Consider the following 25,463-nt stretch of genomic DNA (forward strand, 5'->3'; position numbering starts at 1 on the left):
CTTTAACCTGCAAGGACATCATCGATGACCAACGGCATAACACCGTCACCACGCCATGGATTTCGCATGGACCTAGGCGACGACGCCCTCACCGAGCGTGTTACGAAGGGCATGGGCGACGTTGAAACGCTGCTCAGGGAACGCCTCCAACAAGGTGAAGCGTTCATTACCGACAAAGTGATGCACCTAGCAGTCGCTGGCGGCAAACGCTTTCGTCCCCTCGTGGCGCTGCTCTGCAGCGAGTTCGGCCCCAACCCGGGCGCCACCAACGTCATCAAAGGCGCCACCACCACCGAGATGGTGCACCTGGCCACCCTCTACCACGACGACGTCATGGACGAAGCCGAGAAGCGCCGCGGCGTCGACTCCGCCAACATGCGGTGGAACAACACCGTCGCCATCCTTGCTGGCGACATCTTGTTCGCACACGCCTCCCGCCTCATGAGCGAAATCGACACCGACACCGTCGCCCACTTCGCCGACACCTTCCAGGGCCTGGTCACCGGCCAAATGCGCGAGACAGTCGGCGCCCAGGGGGAGGACCCAGTCGAGCACTACCTCAAAGTTATCGACGGCAAAACCGCCGTCCTCATCGCGTCCGCGGCTTACCTCGGCTCGCTGCACTCCGGGGCGTCGCGCGACATCGTCGAGAGCTGCTCCCGAATGGGCAGCGCCATCGGCATGATCTTCCAGATCGTCGACGACATCATCGACATCTACTCCGACAGCGCCCAGTCCGGGAAAACCCCAGGCACCGACCTCCGCGAAGGCGTGTTTACCCTCCCCGTGCTGTACGCGCTCGAAGAGGACTCGCCCGCGGCAGAGGAGCTTCGTAGCCTCCTCACTGGCCCACTCGAAAACGACGCCGACGTCGAACGGGCCATCACTCTGCTCGGCCAGACGCAAGGGCGCCAACGCTCCCTCGCCACCGTGCACGAGTATCTCGACATCGTCGAGCGCGAACTCGACTTCCTTCCCGACGGCCCCGCAAACCAAGCACTGCGGCAGGTCTCCGTGTACGCTATCGAACGCGTCGGATAGCGGTGGGATATGCCCTCTGTGCACGCGATTTGCCTTATCGCGGGTGCGTTGATGTAAAGTAGTCCACGCACTTACGGTGCATGCCAGGTTGTCCGAGTGGCCAAAGGAAGCGGACTGTAAATCCGCCGGCGTACGCCTTCAGAAGTTCGAATCTTCTACCTGGCACCGCAAGCCCGTCTCTCACAGAACGTGAGGGGCGGGCATTTTTCATGTTGTAGTGACGCGTTATAGCGTGCACGAAGAAGGCGTCGAAAAGCTATTGCTACCTGGCGATTTGCGTTCAATGATAGAACCGGGTTAGTCTTTCAAAGGCTTCAACGGAGCGGACACACCAAAACGGTGAGTTCACAACATAGAGGCTGTGCCCCCTTAGCTCAGTCGGCAGAGCGTTTCCATGGTAAGGAAAAGGTCGTCAGTTCGATTCTGACAGGGGGCTCTGTTGTTTGTATGGCCCTCGTGGCGGCAAACACATGGCGGTGTAGCTCAGTGGTAGAGCAAGCGACTCATAATCGCTGTGTCGCGAGTTCAATTCTCGCCATCGCTACTCACCTCAAAACGGGAAACGCGTTTCCCGTGGTAGGGTTAGGAGCACTGTTCACAGTGTCCTAGGGGCGTGGCGCAATTGGTAGCGCAACGGTCTCCAAAACCGTAGGTTGCAGGTTCGAGTCCTGTCGCCCCTGCCAAAACTTGTAGTTAGAGGAGTTCTTTTGACTAATCCGCAAGAACACAACCCAGCACAGCCCACCGGCAAGCGCCAGCTGCGCGGGGTTTCCTCTGTTTCATCCGCTTCCTACGAAGAGAAGCACGCGCCCGCCAAGCAGGAAGAGGACCGCGAAGAATCCCTCGGCGGCGGCCCAGGTGCGTTCCCGGGCGAAGTCGTCCAGGAAATGCGCAAAGTCATCTGGCCAACCGGAAACCAGATGCTCAACTACACCCTCGTCGTATTCGCATTCCTCATCGTGCTCACCGCACTCGTGTGGGGGACCGACCGCCTCGGCACCATGTTGATGCAATGGGTATTCATCCGCTAACATGAACAACAAGTGATTGTCCCGCCACCTCAACCTCGAGGTAAGGCGGGATTAGTTTTTGCCACACCAAGGAGAAACACCATGACCACCGAGCCGGAAAACCTGGAAAACCTGGAAAACGCCGACATCGAAGCAACTGAGCAGGAAACCGAACTGCAAGCCGAAGAGGAAATGGTCGCCGAAGGCGGCGCCGTCACCGAGGCCACCGATCCGGAGATAGAAGAGGCCACTGTAGAGGCAGACGAGGCCGTTGAGGCCGTCGAGGAGCCGGTGCAGGAGGGCGACCTCACCGCGGCCGAGTCGCCGCTCGCTGAGGGCGCTGAGGGTGCCGAGGTTTCGCAGGCTTCGGGTGCTTCGGAGGCTGACGATGACTCCGAGTACCGCGCGCGCCTGCGCAAGTACGTCCGTGAGCTGAAGAAGCTGCCGGGCGAGTGGTACATCATCCAGTCCTACTCCGGCTACGAAAACAAGGTGAAGACCAACCTCGACATGCGTATCCAGACGCTCGAGGTGGAGGACTCCATTTACGACGTGGTCGTGCCGATCGAGCAAGCTATCGAGAACAAGGACGGCAAGAAGAAGCTCGTCAAGCGCAAGCTGTTGCCGGGCTACGTCCTGGTCCGTATGGACATGAACGACGCCGCGTGGTCCGTCGTGCGTGAAACCCCGGGCGTAACCAGCTTCGTGGGCAACGAGGGCAACGCTACCCCGGTCAAGCACCGCGACGTGGCGAAGTTCCTGATGCCGAAGGCTGAGCCAGCTACCGGCGAGGACACCAAGCCGAACGCCGAAGGCGAGACTGTCGTCGCGATGCCGGAGGAAGCAGCGCCGAAGAAGATCGACCACGACTACAAGGTCGGCGAAGCCGTCACCATCCTGTCCGGTGCCCTGGCGTCCGTGTCCGCCACCATTTCCGAGATCGACGAGGAGACCGGCAAGATCCAGGCGCTCGTGTCCATCTTCGGCCGCGAAACACCAGTCGAGCTCACCGCTGACCAGATCGAACGCATCATGTAACCGTTTGCGTTTGAGCCTAGTGGGGGCGTAAGGTTGAACGTCGCGTGTGCCGTAAGGCCCGCGACGTTTTTTCGTTCTCCCCGGTGGCTCCGTCAAGCGGGGCATCCGGAAGTGCTCCTGCCGTCATCGTGGCAGGCGGCACTGTACCAAGGAATTGAGGTAATTCGATGGCTAAGAAGAAGGTCACTGGCCTGATCAAACTGCAGATCGAGGCTGGCATGGCAAACCCGGCTCCGCCGGTTGGTCCTGCGCTGGGTGCACACGGCGTGAACATCGTTGAGTTCACCAAGGCATACAACGCTGCAACCGAGTCCATGCGCGGCAACATCATCCCGGTTGAAATCACCGTGTATGAAGACCGCTCCTTTGACTTCATCCTGAAGTCCCCACCGGCTGCATCCCTGCTGTTGAAGGCAGCTGGTCTGAAGAAGGGCTCCGGCGTCCCGCACACCCAGAAGGTTGGCTCTGTCACCTGGGATCAGTGCAAGGAAATCGCCGAGACCAAGAAGAAGGATCTCAACGCCCGCGACATCGAGGCTGGCGCCGCGATCATCGCTGGTACCGCCCGCTCGATGGGCATCACGGTCGAGAAGTAATTCTCACCGTCTGTGGGAGCGCCGGCCAGGCGCGTACCACATTTCCTGACAACACCATTTTCTGAAAGGAAATCAACATGGCTAAGAAGTCCAAGCGCTACAACGAGACGCTGGCAAAGGTCGACCGCGACGCGTTCTACCACCCGCTCGACGCCGTCAAGCTGGCACAGGAGACCTCCTCCAAGAACTACGACGCCACCATCGACGTCGCAATGCGTCTGTCCGTCGACCCTCGCAAGGCTGACCAGCTGGTCCGCGGCACTGTCAACCTGCCACACGGCACCGGTAAGACCGTCCGCGTCGCTGTGTTCGCAGAGGGCGAGAACGCAACCAAGGCTGAGGCTGCAGGCGCTGACATCGTCGGAACCGACGCACTGATCGAGCAGATCAACGCCGGCAACATCGACTTCGACGTCGCAATCGCGACCCCGGACCAGATGGCGAAGGTTGGCCGCGTCGCTCGCGTCCTGGGCCCACGTGGCCTCATGCCGAACCCGAAGACCGGCACCGTCACCACCGACGTCGCGAAGGCGATCGAGGAGACCAAGGGCGGCAAGATCGCGTTCCGCGTGGACAAGGCTTCGAACCTGCACGCGCTGATCGGTAAGGCTTCCTTCACCGCTGAGCAGCTCGCTGAGAACTATGGCGCTCTGCTCGACGAGGTGCTGCGCCTCAAGCCGGCATCCGCGAAGGGTATCTACATCAAGAAGATCACCGTCTCCGCAACGCAGGGCCCTGGCGTCCCAGTGGACACCAACGTTGTGAAGGACTTCGCTAAGAAGGCGTAAGCTTCGGCGTTTTACTACGCAAAACACCCCAGTCGATTCGTCGACTGGGGTGTTTTCTACTCTTGCGTCTTGGTTACTGTTTGGGGCGCGGCACCGAGTAGGTGAAGGTGAACTTCGACAGAATGGCGCCTGTGACCTCAGAGTGTGTCTCCACGTCCGCAACGATGATGGTGCGACCCGCCCTCACGATGGAGGCGGTAGCGATTGCGTCACCCTCCTTGGTGTTGGACACCACGTTGCCAGCTACCGAGACAGCGAGCGGGAATACGCCTTCTGGTACCTGCTGCATCGCCAGCCAGGTGCCGCACAAGTCGGCTTGGCCGAACAGCGCCGGGGCAGAGAACATGCCGGCCTGCTGGGCGATCGCCTTGTGCAGCGGCATACCGAGCTTGACCTGGTCCTTGTTGCCGTCGATGGCGTAAACGCGCAAGGTTTGTGCCACGTCTTGGACGCCGCCGTCCTCGCGGTAGAAGTGCGCCCAGCGCTTCTGGAACTCGTTAAGTTCGGCCATTTATTTCAACTCCAGTCCGTCGATATCCATGGATTGGTTGGTGACCCAGTCGGGTTCAGCAACCAGGAGGGAGAACTCTTGGCCATCACGCTGGGTGACGTCCAAGACGTACCGCAGCCCGGCCTCCTCCGCAGCGATGACGCCGTCGGTGTCGCCGACAGGCACAGGCACAATGACGCGCCGGCACTCCGGCTGCTGTTTGAACACCTCAGCCACGGTCTCTTTGATTTCCGCGGTAGTCCCGAGGTCCACCACGGTGTCCGTGGTGCCGTACGGGTACGTGTGCTTCAGCGGCGATTTGGTGATGTTGCGGTAGTCGAGCATCGTTTCCGCCTCCTTACTTCTGCGCGTCGGGCTGATTTTGCGATGATACGACGGACTGGCTGGCAGTCTCGGGATTCTCGCCGAACATCGCGCGCACTTCCTGGCGTAGCTGGATCTTGTTGATCTTGCCTGCCGGGTTGCGTGGGATTTCATCTACGTGCACAACGCGGGTTGGCAGCTTGTAACGTGCCAGGTAGTTCGCACAGTGGTCGCGGACTTCTTCCAAAGTGAGTTCCTTGCCGTCCTTGACCTGCAGGACGGCGACGACGGCTTCACCCCAGCGCTCGTCGGGGATACCGATGACGGAGTTAGCCAGGATGTCGTCGTGTTCGGCGAGGACGCGCTCCACCTCGGCGGGGTAGACGTTCTCTCCGCCGGAAATGATCAGGTCCTTGAGGCGGTCGACGATGAAGAAGTATCCGTCCTCGTCGAAGTAGCCAATGTCACCGGAGTGGAACCAGCCACCGGTGTACGCCTTCTGGGTTGCTTCAGGGTTGTTCCAGTAGCCGACGGCAACGTTTGGGCCCTTCACCCACATCTCGCCGGGAACGCCTGGTTCCTTGATGTGCTGCCCGGTTTCGGTGTCCATCAGTTTGACTTCGGTGTGCGCCATGGGGATGCCACAGGAGCCGAGCTTTTCCATGGTCCTGGCCGGTGGGAGGTAGGTGGCAAATGGGGAGGTCTCGGTGAGGCCCCACGCCTGCTGGACGACGGAGTCCTTCTGCTCCCAGTACGTGCGGATCAGCCGTGGTGGCACCGGGGCGCCTGCGCAGATGATGACGCGGAGGCTAGAAAGGTCGGAGTCGGCGAACTCGTCGTGCTGTGCCATTGCCTCGAGCTGTGCCGGCACGAGGAACGCCGAACCGATCTTGTACTGGGCGACGTCCTTGAAGATGCGGGCTGGGTCGAAGGTACGGTGCACCACAACCGAGTTGCCGCGGCCGAAGGCGCGCACCGCGAAGGAGTTCAGCGCGCCGACGTGGAACAGCGGGGCGGACGCGAGCGTCGCGTCGCCGATGCGGCTGTCGATCGCTGTGTCCACGTTGATCTGGTTCCACCACAGGTTGCCGAACGTGATCTGGGCGCCCTTCGGCAGGCCAGTCGTGCCGGATGTGAACAGCAGCAGCGCCAAGTCAGACATGGTGCGTGGCGTCGGCTTTTCCACCGCCACGGTTTCGTACTCGGAGCTTTGCGAGGTCCGCGACCAGTACAGCGGGATATTGCTCTCTGGTGGGGCGGCTTCGTCGTCATCGACGACGAGGACATGGTGGCGCTCCACGCCGTAGATGCGCTTTGCCTCGTCGAGGAACGTGCCCTCCACGATGATGCTGTTCGGGCTGCCCATCGCCAGCAGCTGCGAGACTTCGCCCGCAGCCAGGCGGAAGTTCACAGGCATGAACACTGCGCCGATCCACCAGGACGCGAACATGCCATACATGAAGGAGCTGGAGTTCATACCGAAGTAAGCGACGCGATCGCCCGGATTCACGCCAGCTTCCTTCAGCTGGGCCGCCCAGCGGACTACGGTGTCACGGAACTCACCGTAATTGATTTCTTGGCCTTCGTAGGCCATCGCCAAGCGTTCTGGCTGCCAGTCAGCGTGGCGCTGTACTTGGAAGCAAGGGCTGACGTCGAGAGTGTTTGCGTCGTGCTCAACACCGCGAATTAACATAGGTTGTCGCCTCCGGCAGTCTTAGCGAAACCGCGAGCCGCGATTCCGCCATCAATCTTGATCACTTCGCCGGTGATGTTCGCGCCGTCTTTCCTGGACGCCAACAGCACGTACGGCCCGGTGAATGCATAGGGGTCAGTAGAAATGTCGTGGAGTGGTAGGTATGGGTTGCCGCCGTCGCCGCGCTTGTCCATGATGTCGGAGAACTTCCGGTCATCCAGGCCAGCGGACGCGGGGCCGGATAGGTTCGTGCGCATGCCGCCAACGCCGACACCGTTGACACGGATTTTCGGGGCGAGCTCGTACGCCAGCTCAAGCATCATGCCTTCGGCACCGTGCTTGCTTGCGGTGTAGACCGGCCCGCCGCCGGCCGCGTAGGTCGATGCGTTGGACAGCGTGAAGATCAGCGAACCGTTCGACGCTAGCAAGTGACGCCACGTAGCTTCCGCGGTGAGCAGGTAGCCCTTGAGGTTGACGTTCATGACGTCGTCAAAAATGGCGCTCATCTCTTCGCCGTTGAGACGGGTGATGGAACGGTTGTAGTCCCAGATGCCAGCGTTCGCGATGACGGTGTCCAGGGATCCGAACTCCGCCACGGCAGCGTCGACGGCTTTGTGCAGCGAGTGTGTGTCGGTCACGTCCGCCTCGAGCGGCAGGACGTGCTCGCGGCCGATCTCGTCGGCGACGCTTTCGCATCGCTCGAGCGAGATGTCCACAACTGCTACGCGCGCACCTTCTTCAACGAAGCGCTTCGCCAGCGCTGCCCCAAGTCCGGAGCCACCGCCAGTAATAAGTACGTGTTGTCCTTGTAGCATGTCGGCCCTTAGAAGAAAGTAGAGATGTTCTTGGAGTTCAGAACGTTGATGTCGAGCAGGATGCGGCGGTCAAAGACCTTCCACTTCGGGCCGTCCTCACCGTCCTTCGCGGGGCGAAGCAGGTCGGTGCGGGTGCCCACAAACTGGTCCTGCTCGCGCTCGAGGCGAGTGCGCCAGACGTAGAAGTTGGTGCGGACCTCGAGCGCCTCGACGGCGTCGGCGCCTTCACCGACGGTGACGTGCCGTGCGATCAGGTTCGTGATTAGGTGGCGCGTACGTGACGGCGGGTCTTCAGCCCACGTCATGCCGGAGTCGAAGCGGCGGATGCGCCACGCTAGCGAGTCGTAGGTTTCGTCGTAGAAGGCCGGGCCGTCCTCGTCCGAAATGGAGAGGGCCTGCTCGCGGCGGAGGCGGTTCGTGCGGGTTGGTGCCCAGTAGAAGAGGTCTTCGTCGAAGTGGGTCAGCCAGTCGACGTAGCGTCCCTCGTCGAGGAGGGCGGCTTCGTCGTAGTACATGTTTTGGAGATCGAAGTAGGTGGTTTGGTCCACTCGCTCCCCGGGGGTCACGTCGTCGCGACGTAGAAAGTCAGTCACGAGTCCATTCCTTTCTTGTAGCTATCGAGCAAGTTTCTTCAGAGGAATCGATGCGTCAGCCAGCTTGTCCTTATCGACGGCAATACCGCGGTCGATGATGCGACGTGCCGCACGAACAGCCATCGAATCTTCGATTGCTGCCGCGCCAACCAGGGCGCCGTTCTCGTCGAGGCGCAACGCGACGGCCGGGCGACCCTCCGCGTCATTGCGGATGATGGTTTCGCCAGGGATAGTCATATCGCCGGTACCCTCAACGTGGACGCCGTAGCGGTCGGACCAGAACCAGGACGCGGAAAGTTTCGGAGACGGGCCGTCGATAATTGAGGTGGCGGCTGTCTTTGCTTCCTGGATTGCGGAGTCCCAGTGCTCGTGGCGGCGAAGTAGCGTGCCATCCTCGAGGCGGGTGCGGGCGCAGTCGCCCACAGCCCAGATGGAGGAGTTCGACGTGCGCTGCTGCTCATCCACCAGGATGCCGTTATCGGTCTCCAGACCAGCGGATTCGGCGAGGACCGTCTCCGGGATGATGCCGATGCACAGCAACACAGCGTCAACTGTGACGGCGTCGTGGCCGTCGAGGCCGATGTGGAACCTGCCGTCAGACTCCTCGATGCTGGAGGTCATCGCGTTGATGAACTCCACACCGTTTTCCGCGTGCATGTCGTGGAGGCGCTGCGCCAGCTCAGGGCCGACAGCAGGGACCAGGGATACCGGTGCAGGGTCGATGAGTACCACGTCCGCGCCCAGCTTGCGTGCAGAGGACGCGACCTCTGCACCAACAAGGCCAGCGCCAATGATGCCAAGCTTCTTGCCTGGGCCGATCAGCGAGCGCAGCTTGTCAGCGTCCTCAGTAGTGCGCAGCACCACGACGTTGTCGCTGTCGAAGCCCGGCGCACTGCCGCGACGAGCAGTACCACCAGTGGCGATCACGAGGTTGTCGTACGCAACCTCCTCACCGCCCTCCAGCACCAGCTTCTTCGATTGCGCCTCAACGCGCTCAACGGTGGCTTGCTTCAGCACAATGCTGTTTTCCTCGAGCCACTCCGCCGGGCGGAACTCAATCTCAGCGCGCGTCTTCTCGTTGGTCAGGTAGTCCTTGGACAGCGGTGGGCGGTCGTACGGAACACCAAGCGGATCAATGATCGTGATCTCACCGGTGTAACCGTTCCTGCGCAGCTCATCAGCGACGGTAAAGCCGCCGATTCCGCCGCCTACGATTGTCGTGCTGCTCACTTGTCGGCTCCTTCAGCAGGCACGCCTGGGTAGAGCCAGACTTCTTCGCCACGCAGCTCAACCTTGTGCGTGTTGGTGTCCTCGGTCGCTGGCATGCACTGCACCGCGCCAGTCTTCATGCAGAACTGGCTGGAGTGCACCGGGCACTCAACCATTGTGCCGTCGACCCAGCCGTCAGACAGGTGGGCGATTTCGTGGGTGCAAATATCGTCGAGGGCGTACACCTCATCGTCTTCGGTGCGGAAGAGTGCAATCGGCTTGTCGTATCCCGACATTTCCTCCGTGACCAGGAAGCCTTCCTCCTGCTCGAGATCGTCCAGGTCAGCAACTTTTACTGGTTCAGCCATGGTAATTCGGTTCCTTTCGAGGGTGTGTTTGGTTTACTTCTCGTGCCAAGCTGGGGTCGACATCAGTTCGCGCCAACGGCGGTACAGCGCACGACCAGCAGCGTCTGAATACAGTTCGGATGTAGTGCCGGGGAACCCTTCACGTTCGCCGACCGTGGCCATACCCATCTGGTAGTTCAGCGGGGTGTTGCCAACCATGAAGCCATGCGCGATGGACTGGCACTCAGACCAGTTCTCGCCGTCGTCCTGCTCGAAGATGCCCGACGGGCCAAAAGTGCGCAGGTTGTACAGGCGCTGCGCGCGAGCCACATCCTCCGGCATCGAACGGTCCAGGACAGTCCATGCCCAAACTTCCATCTTGTTCGGGCCCTTCGGGTGCCAGACGCGGATCGAGCCATTCACCGGAAGGTAGGAGAAGTTCGGGAACACGGTTGCGTGGCCGTTCGTCATCGGGCCCATCACCTGCTCAGGGGAGAGCCGCTCGCGCAAGAAGTCGTAGTCGTAGTACTCGTGGACCGGCTGGGCGTCGAAACGGTTCTTCGGGTGGACTGGGAAGCCCGCGCCGTTGCCGTGGTCGTCGTGGTACTGCACACCGGTGCGCTCCGCGATCTCCTTCTTCGGGCCCTTGCCCGACGGGGACATCACCATCAGCGCAGAGGCATGCGACATGTTGACGTGGTACCAGTCAGTAGCGAACTGCTCCGCTGCCAACTTCCAGTTGCCGTCGAGCACCCACTTAGTGACGCCACCAACGACGTAGGTGCCTTCAGGGTCTCGGTCCATGAATGCGTCGATGTACCAGCGCATATCACCAAGCGCATCCTCGAGCGGCTCGGCGTTCTCGTCCCAGTTCGCGAAGATGAGGCCCTTGTAGGACTCCACGCGTGGCACCGTGACCAGCGGCCAGTCGTCCTGGGAGAAGTTCTCGTCGTACTGCTCCTTGCCAGGAAGGTTGACGAGGTTACCGTCGAGGTCGTACGCCCAGCCGTGGTACGTACAGGTAAACATCTTCGTGCGGCCCTGGTCGGCGCGGCACACGCGGGCACCGCGGTGACGGCAGCTGTTGAGCAGCACGCGGATTTCGCGCTTCTTGTTCATCGTCGCGATGACCGGGTCTTCGCCCATGTACGTCTGGAAGAAATCGCCCGGTTTCTGGAACTGCGACTCGTGGGCGATAAACAGCCAGGAACGGGCAAAAATACGCGACATTTCCTGCTTGTAGACGGCCTCGTCCGTAAAGACTCGACGATCTACCAGGCCACCTTCAGGGTCGACCATGCCACTGACGTCGATGCACTGATCCAATTCTGGCGGCCGCTGTAAGCCGGACTTTGGTGGCGTTGCCATAGGTAACTCCTTCGCACCTAGTGATAGAAAGCACAATTACTTCTGAAGCGTTCTTTGCTTCACACAATTCTTAAGCTACATGGGGGCAGTTATGTTCGCGTATGTGTTCCAGTGAATAGAACAGAATCTGTGGAACGGGGGTAGGGAACGAGGGTAGTCCAGGCATTCTTGCTTTTGAGTATGTGGTTTAGTGTTCCAAAACCCGGAACGAGGGTGCGGAGTGTGATGCGCTACTTCTACAGTCAGATGTGACAGCTGATAAACCCAGCCCCGGAGGAGGCCACCATGAGCGTAAAACTTATTGCGCTTTCCCACAGCCCGCTGCTCGGCATCAACGAGCCAAAACCAGAGGTGAACGAGGCGCTGCAAGACGCATTCGCAAAAGCCCGCAAAGCCGCGGAAGAATATGACCCAGATCTGGTCATCGTCTTCACGCCGGACCACTTCAACGGGTTCTTCTACACCCTGATGCCCCCGTTCTGTGTAGGCCTACAAGCAGAATCGATGGGTGACTACCTCACTACGCCTGGCCCATTCGACGTGCCCGAGTCAGCCGCAGAAGAGCTCGCGCAATTCGTTATCGACCAGGACGTCGACATGGCAATCTCCCGCCAGATGGTTCTCGACCACGGCGGCGCACAGCCTGTCGAGCTGCTCTTCGGCTCCCTGACCGCCAAGCCAGTCATCCCGATCTTCGTCAACGGAGTCGCCCGACCGTTCACCGCGATGCAGCGCATCCGTGTGATGGGGGAGGCCGTCGGCAAGTGGGCGAAGGCCCAGGATAAGAAGGTGCTGATGGTTGCCTCCGGTGGCCTGTCCCACGACCCGCCGCTTCCACGCTGGGCATCCGCAACCGACGCGCAGAAGCACTTCATGCTCCACGGCCACCCGGACCAGGCCGACCGCGACGCTCGTGAAGCTCGCGTCATCGCCGCCGGCAAAGAAGGTGCCGCAAATGCAGGAATCATCGACATCAACCCAGAGTGGGACGAAAAGTTCATGGCGGACTGCATCTCCGGCGAATCGACGCGATTCGACGCCTACGACGCCGACACCATGGACGACGAAGCCGGTCACTCCTCGCACGAGGTGCGTACCTGGGTTGCGGCGTTTTCCGCGCTGACCGCCGCCAACGGTGGAGTCAACGCGGAGTTCACGTTCTACCGCCCAATCCCAGAGTTCGTCGCAGGCTTCGGCCTGGTCATCGCATCATAGGAGAGACAGATAGATGAGTAGCCGTGAGGACTCCCTGCGTACCATCGCAAACGACCTGCTCGCCGCGTACCCGTCCCGCGAGCCGATCGCGCCACCGCGCACCGTCGTCGCCGACCTTGACATCGCCGACGCCTACGCAATCCAACAGATCCAGGAAAAAGACTTCGTTGCCCGCGGACACAAAGTTATCGGGCGCAAGGTTGGCCTGACCTCACTCGCAATGCAGCAGCAGCTGGGGGTCGATAGCCCAGACTTCGGGTTCTTTACCGACGCCGACCTCTACGAAGTCGGTACCGACATTGCAGTCGACCGCTTCATCTCCCCGAAGGTCGAACCGGAACTCGCGTTCGTGCTCGGGAAGGACCTTGAACCGGGCGCGACACTCGAAGAGGCCCGCAAGGCTGTCAAGTCCGCGCACCTTGCAGTCGAAATCATCGACTCACGAGTCCGTGACTGGGACATCCGCCTTGTCGACACCATCGCCGACAACGCTTCGTTCGGCGCCATCGTGTGGGACCCGACCCCGCTCGATCTCGACCTGGAGGAAGCTGCAACAGTCCACGCGACGATGACGCTCGACGGCGAAGTTGTCGGAGAGGGCGTCGGCAAGGATGTGATGGGCGACCCGCTGCTCCCGCTGCCGTGGCTCGCAGGCATTCTCGACGAGCAAGGCACCGCCCTGCGCGCCGGTGACATCGTGCTTACCGGTAGCTTCTGCGGCGCAGTCGCTTTCAAAGCAGGCCAACACCTCGCAGTATCCTACGGCCCATACGGGGCCATCGACGTCCGGTTTAAATAGGTTTGGAGCACCACAATGCAAAAGAAAATGACAGCAGCCATCGTCGGATCGGGCAACATCGGCTCCGACCTGATGATGAAGCTTTTGAACAACGAATCCAACATTGATCTGCGCTACATGGTCGGCGTCGATCCAGAATCGGAAGGCCTCAAGCGTGCGCGCGAAAACGGCATCGCAGCCTCCCACGAAGGCGTCGACTGGCTCCTACAGCAGGATCCGCTTCCAGACCTCGTCTTTGAAGCAACCTCGGCGGGCGCACACGCAGCAAACGCACCGCGCTACCGCGAAGCAGGCATCCGCGCCATCGACCTCACCCCGGCGGCCGTCGGCCCATTCTTCTGCCCATCGGTCAACCTGGATGAGCTCGAAACCGTCGACAATGTGAACATGATTACCTGTGGCGGTCAGGCCACCACCCCGATTGTCGCGGCAGTATCCCGCATCGTAGACGTCGAATACGCGGAGATCGTTGCGTCGATCTCCTCGAAGTCTGCGGGTCCCGGCACCCGCGCTAACGTCGACGAGTTCCTTGAAACCACTGCCGCCGCCCTCGAACAACTCGCTGGCGCGAAACACGCAAAAGCCATCATCATCCTCAACCCCGTCGAGCCACCAATGATGATGCGCAACACCGTCTACTGTGCCCTTCCTCCAGAAGCCGCGGCTCCTGGCGAACTGCAAGACCAGATCGCCGCGTCCATCAAAGAAATGGCAGCGAAGGTGCAGCAGTACGTACCGGGCTACCGCCTCACCGCGGATCCACAGTTCGAAGAAGCCCGCGACGACTGGAACGGACTCGGTCGTGTTTCCGTCCTCATCGAAGTAGAAGGAGCAGGCGACTTCTTGCCGGACTACGCCGGCAACCTCGACATCATCACATCGGCAGCAATTGCCACCGCAAACAAGTACGCCGAGCTCGTGTCGGCGCAGAAGCAAGGAGCATAGTATGAACACGGTTGCGAGCGATGTCATCGATGGCATCCCGACACACAAAATCCGCCTCAACGACACGACCCTGCGTGACGGATCCCACGCCGTACGCCACCAGTACACCAAAGACCAGGTGAAAAAGATCGCCCGTGCGCTTGACGACGCCGGCGTCGAAATGATCGAGGTCACTCACGGCGACGGGCTTGGCGGGTCTTCCTTCAACTACGGCTTCTCCCACACCCGCGACATCGAACTCATCGAAGCCGCAGTCGAAGAAGTCAAGAATGCGAAGATTGCCGCACTGATGCTTCCAGGCCTGGGTACCGTAAAGGACCTCAAAGAAGCAAAGAGTGCGGGCGCATCCATCGTGCGCGTTGCCACTCACTGCACCGAGGCAGATATTTCGATCCAGCACTTCCAGGCAGCACGGGAGCTTGGTTTTGAGACCGGTGGCTTCCTGATGCTTTCACACCGCATCCCACCAGCAGAGCTTGCGAAGCAGGCCCGCATCATGGTCGATGCCGGCTGTCAGTGCGTCTTCGTGGTCGACTCCGCCGGCTACCTGGTGATGAACCAGGCCGCGGACCGCGTCAAGGCAGTCGTTGAAGAGATTGGCGACGACGCACAGGTCGGCTTCCACGGACACCAGAACCTCGGTTTCGGGGTTGCAAACTCGTTGCTCGCTGTAGTCAATGGTGCTCGCCAAATTGACGGCACCCTGTATGGGCTTGGTGCTGGCGCCGGTAACGCACCGATCGAGGTGTTAGCCACGGTGTTCAACCGCACCGGCATTGACATCGGCAATGTTGATCAAGCCAAGCTTCGTGACGCCGCTGAAGACGTCCTGAAGCCAATGGTCGAGCGTCTCCCAATGATGGACCGCGGCTCCATCGTCCAGGGTGAGTTTGGCGTTTACAACTCTTTCTTGCTCCACGCGCAGCGCGCCGCGGAACGCTATGGTGTGCCTGCAGCGACCATCCTGGAAGAAGTCGGTCGCCGTGGTTACGTCGGTGGTCAGGAAGACATGATTATCGACGTCGCAATCGACCTGGCAAAGCAGAAGTAGCGAAGTAGAGCGCGTATGCGGGTTTATCCCGCGTGCTTCGCTCTCCACGCACGAGTCCCGGATCCACAAATCTTTTTGAGGACCGGGATTACTGTTTTGGGCTGAAAGTCTTCTGCGGGAAAGGAAACGCTCATCGCGGCAATCGGTACGCCCTCGGTGCCGAAAATCGGGCAGGCGACGCAGCATAGACCTTCCGAAATTTCCTCAAGGTCGTAGGCGATACTTTCATCGCGGATCTTTTTCAACGTTTCACGCAGCTCATCCGGGTCTGAGATCGTGTGCGGAGTCCATGGTGCGAGCCCCTCACGGATGATGCGCTCGGTCAGCGTTTCGTCGTACGCCATAATTGCTTTGCCAATGCCAGTCGCGTAAGCGGGAATGAGGCCGCCAATGCGCGACGGCGCTGTCACACCACGGACGGAAAAGAGCTTGTTCGCGTAACGAACGTTCGTCCCTTCAACATGTCCAAGGTGGACGGTGTGTCGAGTGCGCTCAAAAAGCGCTGCCAAAAATGGTGTGAGCAACTCTGATACCTGAGCGGTTTGCTCGGAATACACCTCCGGTGTTGACGCCATTCCGAGCGCCGGGTTGAGCCGATAGAGCTCGTTCGCTTTGAGGACGGCATCATTTTCCACCAGCTTGTTAAGAAGGCGGTGCGTCGTCGACTTTGGAAGATCGACGCGCCGGGCTAACTCTGAAACGCCAACCCCGTTGACGTCCTCGCTCTTGAACGCTTTCAGAATGCCGAACGCCTTGTCGATGGAGTTTGGTTTTGCGTCTTGAACCATAGGCTCAGTGTAACCGGATAGTGTCTATCGTGTGCCACGGACTGGAACACTCCGGCGTGTGCGTGGGTTCGTCGCTATGTTGGCTGTATGACTGAAATTTCCATTCCTGATTACAAGACTGACGAATTCTTCGGGCTCGAGGACAAGTGGCTGGAGACGGCACCCGGCGAGCTCACTCACTACCACGATCTCGGCGAGGGCGAACCAGTACTGTTCCTCCACGGCTCCGGCACGGGCGTGACTGCAGCCGCGAACTGGTGGCTGAACCTTCCGACCATCTCCGAGAACGCACGATGCATCGCGATCGACTCCATTGGTTACGGCCAGACCGTCGTAGCTGAGGGCACCAAGTACGGTATCCGCGAGTGGGTTGAGCACGCAATCCGTGTGCTGGATGCCCTGGGAATTGAAAAGACCTGGATTGTTGGTAACTCGCTCGGTGGCTGGGTTGGCTTCCAGATGATCATCGACCACCCGGAGCGTGTGAAGGGCATCATCTCCATGGGCACCGGTGGGGCGAAGTTGACCGGCGCGCTGAAGGGTCATTCGAACCCGAAGCTGACCGAAGAAGGTATCCGCAACACGCTCGAGCAGTTCGTGGTGGATAAGTCGCTGATCACCGATGAGCTCGTGTCGCTGCGCTACCAGTCCGCGCTGAACGATACGGCGTCTGATCGCCTACAGGAGGTTGTGCAGGCGCGTGACCGTGACCGTACCGAGCTTCCACTCGACTTCGACGTGCTGTCGAAGGTCGAGATCCCGGTTCTGCTAGTGCACGGCATGCAAGACGTCGTGATTACGCCGCAGCGCACGTGGGACCTGGTGAACACAATTCCGTCCGCTGACGCTCACCTTTTCGCACAGTGTGGCCACTGGTCGCAGGTTGAGAAGGCTGATGAGTTCAATGAGGTCATCGTGAACTGGATGAAGCGTCAGTTCTAGTCAGCAGCTTTTCGACGCCCACTTCGGCCCCGTCGTGGTGGGCGTTTTGCTATGTGTACAACATTTTCATCGCACCAGGTCGGTGGACTGGGTTTGGGGCGGAGTAGCCGCGTGGTGAGTGCCAGAGCGGTTGTGCGTCCACAATTTCGATGCGACCTCGGCGTGCTCGTTGGGGGTCGTCGTCGTTGACGCGATTGTGGTAGCGGCACAATGGCGACAGGTTGTTGATGTTCGTTTCCCCGCCGTGTTGCCATGCAGTGATGTGGTGGATTTCGCAGGCGTCGGCTGCATGGCGGCATCCAGGCACTGGGCAGCCGGGGGTAACGGCGCGGGCCAGAGCGCGCTGCTTGTCATTTGCGAGGCGTTGTGTCCGGTAGAGGTTGACTGCCCCGTGCTGTGGGTGGAAGACGGCGGCTTCGAGCTCGTTCTCGGTGGTGGCGACGTGGCTGTTTAGGTATTCGGCGCCTGTCATGGTGGTGCCATCGGTCAGGGTGAGGGTGGTCTCGTCGCCGTGGCCGCGCTGTATTTGGATCCACTGGGGGAGTGGAATGAGCAAGAGAGGTCGGGGGACTGCGTGGGGGACGGAACGGCCGTCGCCACGTATGATGTCGAGGAATCTGCGCAGCATGTGTTTCGTGGGTGGCGTCTTGGGGTCCATGTCTTGGGTGAGGGCGTGTTCAAGGTCGGCGAGGTCGCGCTCGTTGGTGGTGAGCGTCATGGTGCGGCGCCCATTGCGGGAAGGCGAAAATGTGAGGCGGTCGTTTTGGTGCTTGGTGTTGTTCGGAAGAAGTGCTTTTGCGCGTTCGCTGAGCTTTTTGTATGTGCCCTTGGTATCGAGGAGTACGAGGCGCAGTTTGGTGCGTGTTCGCGCGGACTTGATGGGGCGTAAGCGCCGTTCGATCATAGCGAGTTGGTCGAGTGAGAAGCCGTAGCGTCGAGCCTTTTCGGTAGCGAGTCGCTGTTTTTGTCGGGATTTTGTGGGCCCGAAGTAGATGTCGTGGAGCTGGCGCCAGGCGCGGGCTCGTGTTGGATCGACGCCTGCTTCGATGGCGGCTTCGTAATCGAAGCCGTCCAGTACGTCGAGTGCCTGCGTGGACATGGATTCTAGGAATGTCTTGAAGTTCATAACCTGAACATATGTGGTTGCAGAACGCCTGGGAAAGGCTTTTCACGCTACCTGTGGATAACTTCTTCTTGTGTGGCGTTTTCTGAAGTGCCCTGTGGATAACGTATGACTTGCATGCGAACGCTAATGAAAATAATGTTCATTAGGTGAAATTTTTTGTCATCAAGATTCTGCGAGCGCTCGCCGCGACATTACTGCTCCTTTCCATGTCGACGCCTGCTTTCGCGGCGGAATGCCACCCGACACTGCACCCGATGGTGAAAGACGACCGCACTGTTCCGGCCGAGTGGCGCGATCCCGCAGAACTCGTTTTTGGGCTGGGTGATTCAGCAAAGCAACAGCTCTCCAATCCAGTCGGGCCAATTCCGGCCGGTACCGCGTGGATGATCGGTGCAACTCAGCAAGCCGGTGTGCCATGGCTTGGAGCGAATACGCAGCATCCGTCGCTGCTTGAGCACACTTCTGGGGATGTGGCCTGGGAGATTACAAATTTTGATGGACCCGGTGCCATGTTTGTGTTCACACAGGGTGGGCTCGGTCAGGTCGTGGGCGAGGAGTGGTTCCGTGGCGTCGATGGGCAGGCGCAGGGCAGCCATACCATTCCTGCGAATTCACATGTGCATCCAAACTGGATGTTCAGTGCTCCGGGGACTTACACGGTGACAGTTCGTCAAAGCGCGACGACGAGTAATGGCGAGCCGGTGAGCGGGGAGGCGACGCTCACCTTTGACATTGGCGGCGCCGGTAACGCGAACGATGGTCACTTCGACTTTGGCTCCGTCTTTGACGAGGAGGGCGAGTGCGCGCAGCCAGTGGCGGCGAGCAACGCGAATCCAGCGCCTGATCAGGGAGAGACTCAGTTGCAATCACAAGATCACCAGCAGCAGGATGTTGCTCCCGCGCAACGCGGTGGGGCCCTTGCAGAAACGGGTACGACAGTGATGACGCTGCCGGTGGCTGTGCTCGGCTTGGGCGTGTTTGTCTTTGGTGCGGGTTGGTTGTGTTTGGATGCGTCGTTGCGCCGTCGTGTCGCCGCAGCGTGGGGTTTCGGTGGCCACCGGTGATCCAGTTTTTTCAACGAGCCGCTGTGCTGATGTGCGTGGCGCTGCTCGGGGCGTGTAGCGCACCGGAAGGGCAGTCGGTGGGAGAGGGGAAGGCGTCGGTGGTGGCGTCGACACCTATTTTGGCGGATGCGGTTCAAAACGTTGCAGGTGATGTGGCTGATGTGCACACGCTGATGGCTCGTGGGGTTGATCCACACAGCTACGAACCGAGCTTGCATGCCACACGCGACATCGCGTATGCGGATGCCATTTTTACCAACGGACTGTTGTTGGAGCCACAGTCTTTAACGAATACGATTGCGGCGACCGTGCGTGACACGACTCCGGTCGTGGCACTTGCGCAGGAGGCGCAACGGTACGGGTTTGCGCCGATTCCGCTTGTGGAGGACGCGAGCCTAGATGCGGTGTGGCTCGGGTTGCGGGTGGATACGGGCCAACAGCTCCCGACGACGGGAGTCGCGGACTTACACCTTGTAGATGTTGACGGCCCCGGTGCCACTTTTGCGTTCATCCTGGGAACCTTCGGCACCCCGGAGGTGGTGTTCAACTCTCACGACGGGCTGGATAGCCGTGACGTAAAGACCCTGCCGGTTGACGCGCATACTCACTTGAGCTGGGCATTTTCCAAGCCAGGCGTGTACAAGCTGACGTTTGAATCGCATATTCGCGATGCCGTCGGTGCACCTGAGCGCGCAAGTGCGGAGTCGACGGTGACGGTCGTTGTGGGGCAGGATCCCGCGCGGGTAACGCCGGGGTTGCACGCGGTGGAGAAGGGGCACGTCGACATTACAACAGAGCTTGATGGGCAAGGTGCGGCTCACCTCGTGCTCAACTCGGATGACGACGGCCGCATGGATCCAGTGAACGTAGCCGTCACAGTGCCGAATACAACCCTGCAGCCGATCCCTCCGGAGCGCCCCTTCCGATTCCTCGGTACACCGGGGGAGGAAACCTACCTGCTCCCGCAGGCGGTGCTGGGCAATCACGTGCATGGTGAGCTGGACCCGCATGTGTGGCACGACGTTCGGGCGATGAAAGCGATCGTTCAGGTAATCCGTGACGAGTTGGCTGCGGTGGATCCGCGCCACGCGGAAATCTACCAGGCAAACGCCCGCGACTACCTGCAAAAACTGGACGCAGCGGATGAAATGATGCACGAGTCTGTCTCCGCGGTTCCGGAGGAACAACGCAACCTGGTGACTACGCACCATGGATACGCCTACCTCGCGCGGGCATATGGAATGCGAGTTGCAGGTTTTGTCACGCCAAACCCCAGCGTGGAGCCGAGCCCGCGTGATGTCATCGCGTTCACCCGCACACTGGAGAATCTGCACGTGCCCGCGGTCTTCCTGGAACCACAGTTGGCGGGGCGCAGCACAGTGCTGACAGAAACCGCCGCCCGGCTTGGCATAGAGGTATGCCCAATCTGGGGCGACACATTGGATCCTCCGGGGTCTGGGCCAGCCGATACCTATATACACCTTGTGGAGGCGAATGCTGCGTCGATACGCAGGTGCCTCGGACGAAATGAGAAATGAGCGAACAATGAAACTTCGAATTACCCCACTGATGGTTGCTGCGATGATCGTGGCAACTCCTGCGATCGCGAATGCGCAGGCCGCCAACAACGATCCTGCGTTACAACAGGTGGTCAGCGCAGATGAGGCGATTGCGCCAGCCGGTGAGCACACAGTTATTGACGCCGGTCACGTCGATCTAGGCGCGACATTCAACGGGGATACCCTTGAATTTCTCGCTCGCGACGACACACAGCAACCGCCCGTATGGCGTCACCTCGACGACGTGGTGTTCCGCGTGACCGATGCCGCGAAGCAAACCCTCCCCGACGGCGACGACTTCGCCTTCACCGGCGCAAAGCCAGGTGCAGACGTCTGGGTGATCCCACAGACTGAGGTTGCCGGGGTGCCGTGGCTGGGGTGGAACACGCAGGCCGCGAGCCTGCTCGAACACTCCGGAAACGGCGTGAGCCTGGAGTTCGGCGGACATGAAGGGCCAGGCGAGTTCTCCCTGTTCCTGCAACCGGGCGGGTTCCACGCACCACAGTTGCTGTGGACGACTACTGAGCCGGGTGTGCAGCCAATGTGGGTGGAGCCGAACACGCATACCCACGCCAATTGGGTCTTCACCGAGCCGGGAGTGCACCTGGTCGGGGTGCGAGCAGTGGTGAAGGATGACGCTGGTACCGTTCACACGGACGAGCAGTTGGTGCGCGTGGCTGTAGGCGACGGGACGGACGTAGCGGCGGCGCAGTCCGCGCAGTTCAACGGGCCGTGGCGCGAGGGTGCTGCGTCGGAAGAACAGGCAGATAGCCAGAGCACGCTGAATGCGGGGCTGATCGCTGGTGGGGTGATCGGTGTGTTGGTGCTCGCGCTGGTGGCGCTTCTAGTGGCGCGTTCTCGGAAGGAGCGTCGCGCGTGAGCACGCAACCGCTTATAGAGGTGCGAGGCTTGCGCGCCGGGTACCCGGGCCGCCCGGTGTTTGAGGGCGTTGATCTTCTTGTGCCTGCGGGGCAGTTCGTCGCGCTGCTCGGCCCGAACGGGGCGGGGAAGACCACGCTGATGCGTGCAACGCTCGGCCTGATTCCCGGCGCAGCCGGAACGGTGCGGGTAGGGGAGTGTACGGGCCACGCGGTGCGCAAAGTGGTGGGGTACGTCCCGCAGCGTCACGACGTCGCCTGGGATTTCCCGATCGATGTCGCGTCCGCTGTCATGAACGCCACGCTTGACCTGCGCCCGTGGTACGCGCGGCCTAAGGCGGAGCACCACGAAGCTGTGGCGGAAGCACTCGAAGCTGTGAACCTCCAAGACCTGGCACACCGGCCGATCGCGGCGCTTTCCGGAGGGCAGCGCCAACGCGTATTGGTGGCGCGCGCCCTGGTGCGTCGTCCAGGCGCGCTGTTCCTCGACGAGCCGTTCACCGGCCTCGATATCCCGTCTACTGAGCAGCTGCTAGCGCTGTTTCGTCAGCTGGCTTCCCGCGGAATCGCGATCGTGATGTCCACGCACAACATCGTGGAGGCTGTTGACTCTTGTGATCGCCTCCTGCTGTTCCGCGGTGGCATCGGCGCGGACGGGGCTCCCGCTGATCTTGACGACGCCCGCCCCTGGATGGACACGTTCGACGTCGGCCCGGATTCGCCATGGCTGGCGGCGCTGCAAACACATGTGAAAGAGGTATCCCGTGCTTGAGATCGGGTTTCTGCAATTCTTGGCTGACGTGGCCAACCCACACCTGGCGTTCTTGCCGCGCGCGTTGACGGCGGCGGTGTTGGCGTCCGTGTTGTGCGCGGTCGTTGGGTGTTTTGTGGTGCTGCGCGGTATGGCGTTTATCGGGGATGCGGTGGCACACGCCGTGTTTCCGGGCGTTGCGTTGGCGTTCGCGCTGCAGGTGTCGGTGCTGCTCGGTGGGGCCGTTGCCGGGTTGATCGTGGCGGTGTTGATTGCAGTGCTATCGCAACGGCGTGCGCTGAAAGAGGACGCGGTGATTGGCATTGTGTTTGCGGCCGCGTTCGCGCTTGGCCTGGTGATTATTTCGCGTGTTGAGGGCTACACAGCGTCGCTGAGTTCGTTCTTGTTTGGTTCGCTGACAGGTGTGAGTGAGCGCGACCTTATAGTCAGTGCTGCGACGTGTGCTGTCATTGTGTCGCTGGTGGTGGTGTTACGGCCGTGGCTGACCGCGGTGGCGCTCGACCGAGAGACGGCGCGCGCGATGAACGTGCGCGTCGCGCTCCTGGACTTGGTGTTGTACCTGTGTGTGACGGCCGCGGTGGTGGTTTCGGTGCAGACGATCGGCAACATTCTGGTGTTGGCACTGTTGGTTACCCCGGCGTCCGCCGCGCGACTGTTTACAGACAACCTGGAGACCATGATGATCCTCGCCGCGCTGATTGGCGTGGTAGGCAGCGTGGTTGGTGTATGGCTGGCGTGGTCGTTTGACTCGCCGACCGGCGCAACGATTGTACTGTGTGTGACTACCATCTTCGGTGCGAGTTGGCTCTTCGCTAGGAAAGGGGTGCGGGCATGATCCGCAGACTCATCCTTGTGGTTGCGCTGATCGCGTTTACTGTCACCCCGGCGCACGCGACCACGCCTGCCGGGCATCAACCCGGTGACCCGGGGCATGGCGTCGTCCTCCCGGAGGACCTTGACCACCCCTGTGCCGGGCGTAAGTTGCTCTACCACTCCCACAATGACGCGCTGTACGGCACCCGGTTCGACGGCCAGCTGTCCATTGGTGCGGTTGACGGTCAGCAGGTCACCGACCAGCGCGACGTCTGCTTCCGTCTGCCTCTCGACGCTGACGCCGACGGCAATGACGTCTCCCGCCTCACCATCCCGGATGATGGTTCCCTCGATTTTCTGGGCGCTCCGGGCAGTCAGGTGTGGCTCGCGCCCCAGCACGCGGATTTTACCGATGATTGGCGCCCCATCTGGTCCGGCATCGGTGCATTTGACCCGGCGCACGAGCTGCCGGGTGCTGTGCCAAGCAACTTCAAAGACGACATGATGTACTTCGACCTGCTGGGCATCGATGGTCCGGGTGATGTGCAGATCTTCTTTAAGAACGCCGCCTCGCCGGCCGAGCGCCTCTTCAATAGCGCTGACGAACAGATGCGCACCGTCGAGTATGAGGTTGGCGCGCACGGCCATTTCAACTGGACGTTTACGAAGCCCGGCGTTTATAAGCTGCGTTGGCAGGGTCGCGCCGAGCTGACCAACGGTGAGACCGAGTACACCGGCTGGACCGACCAGTACTGGCTGGTTGGCACCGACGCGGACGTCGGTTTGCCGGAGGGCACCACGACGGGACTTCGCACCCCCGCACTATCGACGCCCACTCCGTCACCGACGCAACCGCCAACACCAACACCAACAGCACCAGTGACAACCGCGGCACCGGCACCCGCACCCGCACCCGCTGCGAAGCACTGCGCCGCGCTGCGCACCCGCCCGGAGGCGTTCATCGCGAACGGGCATATGGACATGGGGCCCGTCGATACGGGGGAGGCCGCGCTCATCGACGACCGCGACCCCAACAACCCCGCGCGACACTCCAGCGGCACCTTCCTCTTCGAGGTTCCCGACCGCGCGCGCCAGGACATCCCTGCGACGCTGCGCGACACGTTCCCCAACCGTCCCGAGCGCATGTGGGTGTTGCCGCAGTCGCAGAAGGCGGACCTGCCATGGCTCGGGTTCTCGACAACCCACCACCCAGCCCCCGCCACCGTCCGCATTACTGCTGTCGCCGGACCCGGCCGTATGTACACCTGGCACGAGGGTCTGCAGGGCGCGAAGCTCGAGCTGGACTCCGGCGACAAGTCCCGCACGCTGAGCTACCCGGCGAACGCCCATGACCACCAGGCATTCGGATTCACCGAGCCTGGACTTTACGCCGTGACTTTCGCGTTTGACTCCGCGGAGCTCGTTGCGGTCTTCGCGGTCGGCGACGCCGCCATCGCGACGGCCCGCGAACAGCACGCGAGCGGGTATCGTGAGCTGGACTCGTGCGGCTCCAATGCAGCGACCAGCGACACGTGGATGGGTGCATTGGCGAAGGGGATCCGCTCAATCGACGAGGAGTTGAGCAAGTTCGGCCACAAGCTACGGCCAGTAGCAACGACTGCGCCGTCAAAGCCAGTGCCACCGCGCACTGTAATAAGTACTGTGCGTGCGACGGAAGCGAAGGCCGCGACCAAGCAGGCGCCACCAAAGCAGGCGACAGCGCAGAAACCGGCGCAGAAGTCCACAACAACGTCGGCACCGAAGCAGAAGGCGGCAACGGCGACAGGGGCGAAGCCGACGTCGACAAGAAGGGCGATCCCGGATGCTCCGATACAGGCTGGTGGCGGTGGCATCGTCTCATCTTTCGACCAGGGAGCAGCGCAGGAGGAACCCGCAACGGGCGTGACTGCCAGCGGTTTCTGGGGCGGGCTCATCCTCGGTGTTGGCTTGATGGCGCTGCTGGGGGGCATTGCGTTGTTCGTGGTGGCGGCGCGGATGTTGCGCGGAGTTGCGCGCACGCAAGAAGACGTGTAAGGTTCCACAACGAAGTTTGAACGGGTAATACCCGAGCTCAAGTTTCACCGAAGACCGTCGGTCGCCCTTCGGGGCCGAAGGTACCCCTCTCCAGGGGTCGACCCACGCAGGAGGAACGTGGCCTACCTTTCTAATGGTGCCTCGTGCTTCTGCACGGGGCACTTT

General features: G+C 61.0%; 26 protein-coding genes and 4 tRNA genes. 20 read left to right on the forward strand and 10 right to left on the reverse strand.

Annotation, left to right across the window (positions count from 1 at the left end):
• Window positions 1–24: 24 nt before the first annotated feature.
• The 9 genes from R0V12_RS07840 (at window position 25) to rplA (ending at window position 4,473) form a co-directional block, all read left to right on the forward strand.
• Complete coding sequence (locus R0V12_RS07840) at window positions 25–1,041, forward strand: polyprenyl synthetase family protein (RefSeq protein ID WP_256006132.1); 1,017 nt, start codon at window positions 25–27, stop codon at window positions 1,039–1,041.
• A gap of 82 nt (window positions 1,042–1,123) precedes the next feature.
• Window positions 1,124–1,206 (forward strand) — tRNA-Tyr (locus R0V12_RS07845).
• A 198-nt stretch (window positions 1,207–1,404) separates the two neighbouring features.
• Window positions 1,405–1,477, forward strand: a tRNA-Thr gene (locus R0V12_RS07850).
• Window positions 1,478–1,513: 36 nt separating this feature from the next.
• Window positions 1,514–1,585, forward strand: a tRNA-Met gene (locus R0V12_RS07855).
• A 63-nt stretch (window positions 1,586–1,648) separates the two neighbouring features.
• Window positions 1,649–1,724: transfer RNA gene (locus tag R0V12_RS07860), tRNA-Trp, on the forward strand.
• A gap of 24 nt (window positions 1,725–1,748) precedes the next feature.
• Window positions 1,749–2,072, forward strand: a complete 324-nt coding sequence (secE, locus tag R0V12_RS07865) for a preprotein translocase subunit SecE (RefSeq protein ID WP_252930988.1) — start codon at window positions 1,749–1,751, stop codon at window positions 2,070–2,072.
• Between the two features lie 81 nt (window positions 2,073–2,153).
• A complete protein-coding gene (gene nusG, locus R0V12_RS07870; protein ID WP_256006134.1) occupies window positions 2,154–3,089 on the forward strand; it encodes a transcription termination/antitermination protein NusG in 936 nt (311 codons plus the stop codon).
• Window positions 3,090–3,256: 167 nt separating this feature from the next.
• A complete protein-coding gene (gene rplK, locus R0V12_RS07875) occupies window positions 3,257–3,685 on the forward strand; it encodes a 50S ribosomal protein L11 (protein WP_070363143.1) in 429 nt (142 codons plus the stop codon).
• A 77-nt stretch (window positions 3,686–3,762) separates the two neighbouring features.
• Entirely contained in the window at window positions 3,763–4,473 is a 711-nt protein-coding gene (rplA, locus tag R0V12_RS07880) for a 50S ribosomal protein L1 (RefSeq protein WP_070975772.1), read from the forward strand.
• A gap of 73 nt (window positions 4,474–4,546) precedes the next feature.
• Here the strand turns inward: rplA and R0V12_RS07885 are convergent, their stop codons facing one another.
• Genes R0V12_RS07885 through R0V12_RS07920 form a run of 8 tightly spaced genes read right to left on the reverse strand, consistent with a single transcriptional unit; the run spans window position 4,547 to window position 11,312 of the window.
• A complete protein-coding gene (locus R0V12_RS07885) occupies window positions 4,547–4,984 on the reverse strand; it encodes a PaaI family thioesterase (protein ID WP_320072446.1) in 438 nt (145 codons plus the stop codon).
• Window positions 4,985–5,308 carry a hypothetical protein gene (locus tag R0V12_RS07890; protein WP_070363140.1) on the reverse strand — a complete coding sequence of 108 codons (324 nt, stop codon included), beginning with the start codon at window positions 5,306–5,308 and terminating at the stop codon, window positions 4,985–4,987. It lies immediately after the preceding gene.
• A 13-nt stretch (window positions 5,309–5,321) separates the two neighbouring features.
• Complete coding sequence (locus tag R0V12_RS07895; RefSeq protein ID WP_320072447.1) at window positions 5,322–6,980, reverse strand: acyl-CoA synthetase; 1,659 nt, start codon at window positions 6,978–6,980, stop codon at window positions 5,322–5,324.
• Window positions 6,974–7,795, reverse strand: coding sequence for an SDR family NAD(P)-dependent oxidoreductase (locus R0V12_RS07900; RefSeq protein ID WP_070477503.1), 822 nt, complete (start codon window positions 7,793–7,795; stop codon window positions 6,974–6,976). The genes R0V12_RS07895 and R0V12_RS07900 overlap by 7 nt, the downstream gene beginning before the upstream one ends.
• Window positions 7,796–7,803: 8 nt before the next feature.
• A complete protein-coding gene (locus R0V12_RS07905) occupies window positions 7,804–8,388 on the reverse strand; it encodes an aromatic-ring-hydroxylating dioxygenase subunit beta (RefSeq protein ID WP_320072448.1) in 585 nt (194 codons plus the stop codon).
• 21 nt (window positions 8,389–8,409) lie between these two features.
• A complete protein-coding gene (locus R0V12_RS07910; protein WP_320072449.1) occupies window positions 8,410–9,618 on the reverse strand; it encodes an NAD(P)/FAD-dependent oxidoreductase in 1,209 nt (402 codons plus the stop codon).
• Window positions 9,615–9,965: a non-heme iron oxygenase ferredoxin subunit gene (locus R0V12_RS07915; RefSeq protein ID WP_070363135.1), complete on the reverse strand. Its 351-nt coding sequence runs from the start codon at window positions 9,963–9,965 to the stop codon at window positions 9,615–9,617. Before R0V12_RS07915 ends, R0V12_RS07910 begins: the two co-directional genes overlap by 4 nt.
• Window positions 9,966–9,998: 33 nt before the next feature.
• Complete coding sequence (locus tag R0V12_RS07920) at window positions 9,999–11,312, reverse strand: aromatic ring-hydroxylating dioxygenase subunit alpha (RefSeq protein WP_256041857.1); 1,314 nt, start codon at window positions 11,310–11,312, stop codon at window positions 9,999–10,001.
• Between the two features lie 285 nt (window positions 11,313–11,597).
• On the opposite strand from R0V12_RS07920, the gene R0V12_RS07925 reads away from it, so the two are divergent.
• Genes R0V12_RS07925 through dmpG form a run of 4 tightly spaced genes read left to right on the forward strand, consistent with a single transcriptional unit; the run spans window position 11,598 to window position 15,322 of the window.
• Window positions 11,598–12,527: a 3-carboxyethylcatechol 2,3-dioxygenase gene (locus R0V12_RS07925; protein WP_070363133.1), complete on the forward strand. Its 930-nt coding sequence runs from the start codon at window positions 11,598–11,600 to the stop codon at window positions 12,525–12,527.
• A gap of 13 nt (window positions 12,528–12,540) precedes the next feature.
• A complete protein-coding gene (locus R0V12_RS07930) occupies window positions 12,541–13,326 on the forward strand; it encodes a 2-keto-4-pentenoate hydratase (RefSeq protein ID WP_252930986.1) in 786 nt (261 codons plus the stop codon).
• Between the two features lie 15 nt (window positions 13,327–13,341).
• Complete coding sequence (locus R0V12_RS07935; RefSeq protein WP_070363131.1) at window positions 13,342–14,271, forward strand: acetaldehyde dehydrogenase (acetylating); 930 nt, start codon at window positions 13,342–13,344, stop codon at window positions 14,269–14,271.
• Between the two features lies 1 nt (window position 14,272).
• Window positions 14,273–15,322, forward strand: a complete 1,050-nt coding sequence (gene dmpG, locus R0V12_RS07940; protein ID WP_070363130.1) for a 4-hydroxy-2-oxovalerate aldolase — start codon at window positions 14,273–14,275, stop codon at window positions 15,320–15,322.
• A gap of 23 nt (window positions 15,323–15,345) precedes the next feature.
• Here dmpG and R0V12_RS07945 read toward each other — a convergent pair whose 3' ends face one another.
• Complete coding sequence (locus R0V12_RS07945) at window positions 15,346–16,110, reverse strand: IclR family transcriptional regulator (RefSeq protein ID WP_070477512.1); 765 nt, start codon at window positions 16,108–16,110, stop codon at window positions 15,346–15,348.
• Between the two features lie 87 nt (window positions 16,111–16,197).
• Between R0V12_RS07945 and R0V12_RS07950 the strand changes: the two genes are divergently transcribed.
• Entirely contained in the window at window positions 16,198–17,052 is an 855-nt protein-coding gene (locus tag R0V12_RS07950) for an alpha/beta fold hydrolase (RefSeq protein ID WP_070363590.1), read from the forward strand.
• Window positions 17,053–17,101: 49 nt separating this feature from the next.
• Here the strand turns inward: R0V12_RS07950 and R0V12_RS07955 are convergent, their stop codons facing one another.
• Complete coding sequence (locus tag R0V12_RS07955) at window positions 17,102–18,178, reverse strand: HNH endonuclease signature motif containing protein (protein ID WP_070477514.1); 1,077 nt, start codon at window positions 18,176–18,178, stop codon at window positions 17,102–17,104.
• A 146-nt stretch (window positions 18,179–18,324) separates the two neighbouring features.
• On the opposite strand from R0V12_RS07955, the gene R0V12_RS07960 reads away from it, so the two are divergent.
• The 6 genes from R0V12_RS07960 to R0V12_RS07985 are packed head-to-tail and all read left to right on the forward strand — an operon-like array spanning window position 18,325 to window position 25,298.
• Window positions 18,325–19,242 (forward strand): TIGR03773 family transporter-associated surface protein, encoded by a 918-nt coding sequence (locus R0V12_RS07960; RefSeq protein ID WP_071572799.1) that lies wholly within the window; start codon window positions 18,325–18,327, stop codon window positions 19,240–19,242.
• Complete coding sequence (locus R0V12_RS07965) at window positions 19,239–20,780, forward strand: anchored repeat ABC transporter, substrate-binding protein (protein WP_252930984.1); 1,542 nt, start codon at window positions 19,239–19,241, stop codon at window positions 20,778–20,780. Before R0V12_RS07960 ends, R0V12_RS07965 begins: the two co-directional genes overlap by 4 nt.
• Window positions 20,781–20,787: 7 nt before the next feature.
• A complete protein-coding gene (locus R0V12_RS07970; RefSeq protein ID WP_070975781.1) occupies window positions 20,788–21,681 on the forward strand; it encodes a choice-of-anchor M domain-containing protein in 894 nt (297 codons plus the stop codon).
• Window positions 21,678–22,451: an anchored repeat-type ABC transporter ATP-binding subunit gene (locus R0V12_RS07975; RefSeq protein ID WP_070477520.1), complete on the forward strand. Its 774-nt coding sequence runs from the start codon at window positions 21,678–21,680 to the stop codon at window positions 22,449–22,451. The genes R0V12_RS07970 and R0V12_RS07975 overlap by 4 nt, the downstream gene beginning before the upstream one ends.
• A complete protein-coding gene (locus tag R0V12_RS07980) occupies window positions 22,444–23,286 on the forward strand; it encodes an anchored repeat-type ABC transporter permease subunit (protein WP_070477522.1) in 843 nt (280 codons plus the stop codon). The genes R0V12_RS07975 and R0V12_RS07980 overlap by 8 nt, the downstream gene beginning before the upstream one ends.
• Window positions 23,283–25,298, forward strand: coding sequence for a choice-of-anchor M domain-containing protein (locus R0V12_RS07985; RefSeq protein ID WP_070975782.1), 2,016 nt, complete (start codon window positions 23,283–23,285; stop codon window positions 25,296–25,298). Before R0V12_RS07980 ends, R0V12_RS07985 begins: the two co-directional genes overlap by 4 nt.
• The last annotated feature ends 165 nt before the right edge of the window (window positions 25,299–25,463 follow it).

The organism is Corynebacterium sp. UMB2355A (assembly GCF_033877495.1).
GTDB lineage: Bacteria > Actinomycetota > Actinomycetes > Mycobacteriales > Mycobacteriaceae > Corynebacterium > Corynebacterium pseudogenitalium.

What these genes read in the sequence shown, in the direction of transcription:
- R0V12_RS07840 (WP_256006132.1), top strand. Translation starts at nt 25, where the DNA reads ATGACCAACGGCATAACACCGTCACCACGCCATGGATTTCGCATGGAC.
- nusG (WP_256006134.1), top strand. Translation starts at nt 2,154, where the DNA reads ATGACCACCGAGCCGGAAAACCTGGAAAACCTGGAAAACGCCGACATC.
- rplK (WP_070363143.1), top strand. Translation starts at nt 3,257, where the DNA reads ATGGCTAAGAAGAAGGTCACTGGCCTGATCAAACTGCAGATCGAGGCT.
- rplA (WP_070975772.1), top strand. Translation starts at nt 3,763, where the DNA reads ATGGCTAAGAAGTCCAAGCGCTACAACGAGACGCTGGCAAAGGTCGAC.
- R0V12_RS07885 (WP_320072446.1), bottom strand. Translation starts at nt 4,984, where the DNA reads ATGGCCGAACTTAACGAGTTCCAGAAGCGCTGGGCGCACTTCTACCGC.
- R0V12_RS07890 (WP_070363140.1), bottom strand. Translation starts at nt 5,308, where the DNA reads ATGCTCGACTACCGCAACATCACCAAATCGCCGCTGAAGCACACGTAC.
- R0V12_RS07895 (WP_320072447.1), bottom strand. Translation starts at nt 6,980, where the DNA reads ATGTTAATTCGCGGTGTTGAGCACGACGCAAACACTCTCGACGTCAGC.
- R0V12_RS07900 (WP_070477503.1), bottom strand. Translation starts at nt 7,795, where the DNA reads ATGCTACAAGGACAACACGTACTTATTACTGGCGGTGGCTCCGGACTT.
- R0V12_RS07915 (WP_070363135.1), bottom strand. Translation starts at nt 9,965, where the DNA reads ATGGCTGAACCAGTAAAAGTTGCTGACCTGGACGATCTCGAGCAGGAG.
- R0V12_RS07920 (WP_256041857.1), bottom strand. Translation starts at nt 11,312, where the DNA reads ATGGCAACGCCACCAAAGTCCGGCTTACAGCGGCCGCCAGAATTGGAT.
- R0V12_RS07925 (WP_070363133.1), top strand. Translation starts at nt 11,598, where the DNA reads ATGAGCGTAAAACTTATTGCGCTTTCCCACAGCCCGCTGCTCGGCATC.
- R0V12_RS07930 (WP_252930986.1), top strand. Translation starts at nt 12,541, where the DNA reads ATGAGTAGCCGTGAGGACTCCCTGCGTACCATCGCAAACGACCTGCTC.
- R0V12_RS07935 (WP_070363131.1), top strand. Translation starts at nt 13,342, where the DNA reads ATGCAAAAGAAAATGACAGCAGCCATCGTCGGATCGGGCAACATCGGC.
- dmpG (WP_070363130.1), top strand. Translation starts at nt 14,273, where the DNA reads ATGAACACGGTTGCGAGCGATGTCATCGATGGCATCCCGACACACAAA.
- R0V12_RS07945 (WP_070477512.1), bottom strand. Translation starts at nt 16,110, where the DNA reads ATGGTTCAAGACGCAAAACCAAACTCCATCGACAAGGCGTTCGGCATT.
- R0V12_RS07950 (WP_070363590.1), top strand. Translation starts at nt 16,198, where the DNA reads ATGACTGAAATTTCCATTCCTGATTACAAGACTGACGAATTCTTCGGG.
- R0V12_RS07955 (WP_070477514.1), bottom strand. Translation starts at nt 18,178, where the DNA reads ATGAACTTCAAGACATTCCTAGAATCCATGTCCACGCAGGCACTCGAC.
- R0V12_RS07970 (WP_070975781.1), top strand. Translation starts at nt 20,788, where the DNA reads ATGAAACTTCGAATTACCCCACTGATGGTTGCTGCGATGATCGTGGCA.
- R0V12_RS07985 (WP_070975782.1), top strand. Translation starts at nt 23,283, where the DNA reads ATGATCCGCAGACTCATCCTTGTGGTTGCGCTGATCGCGTTTACTGTC.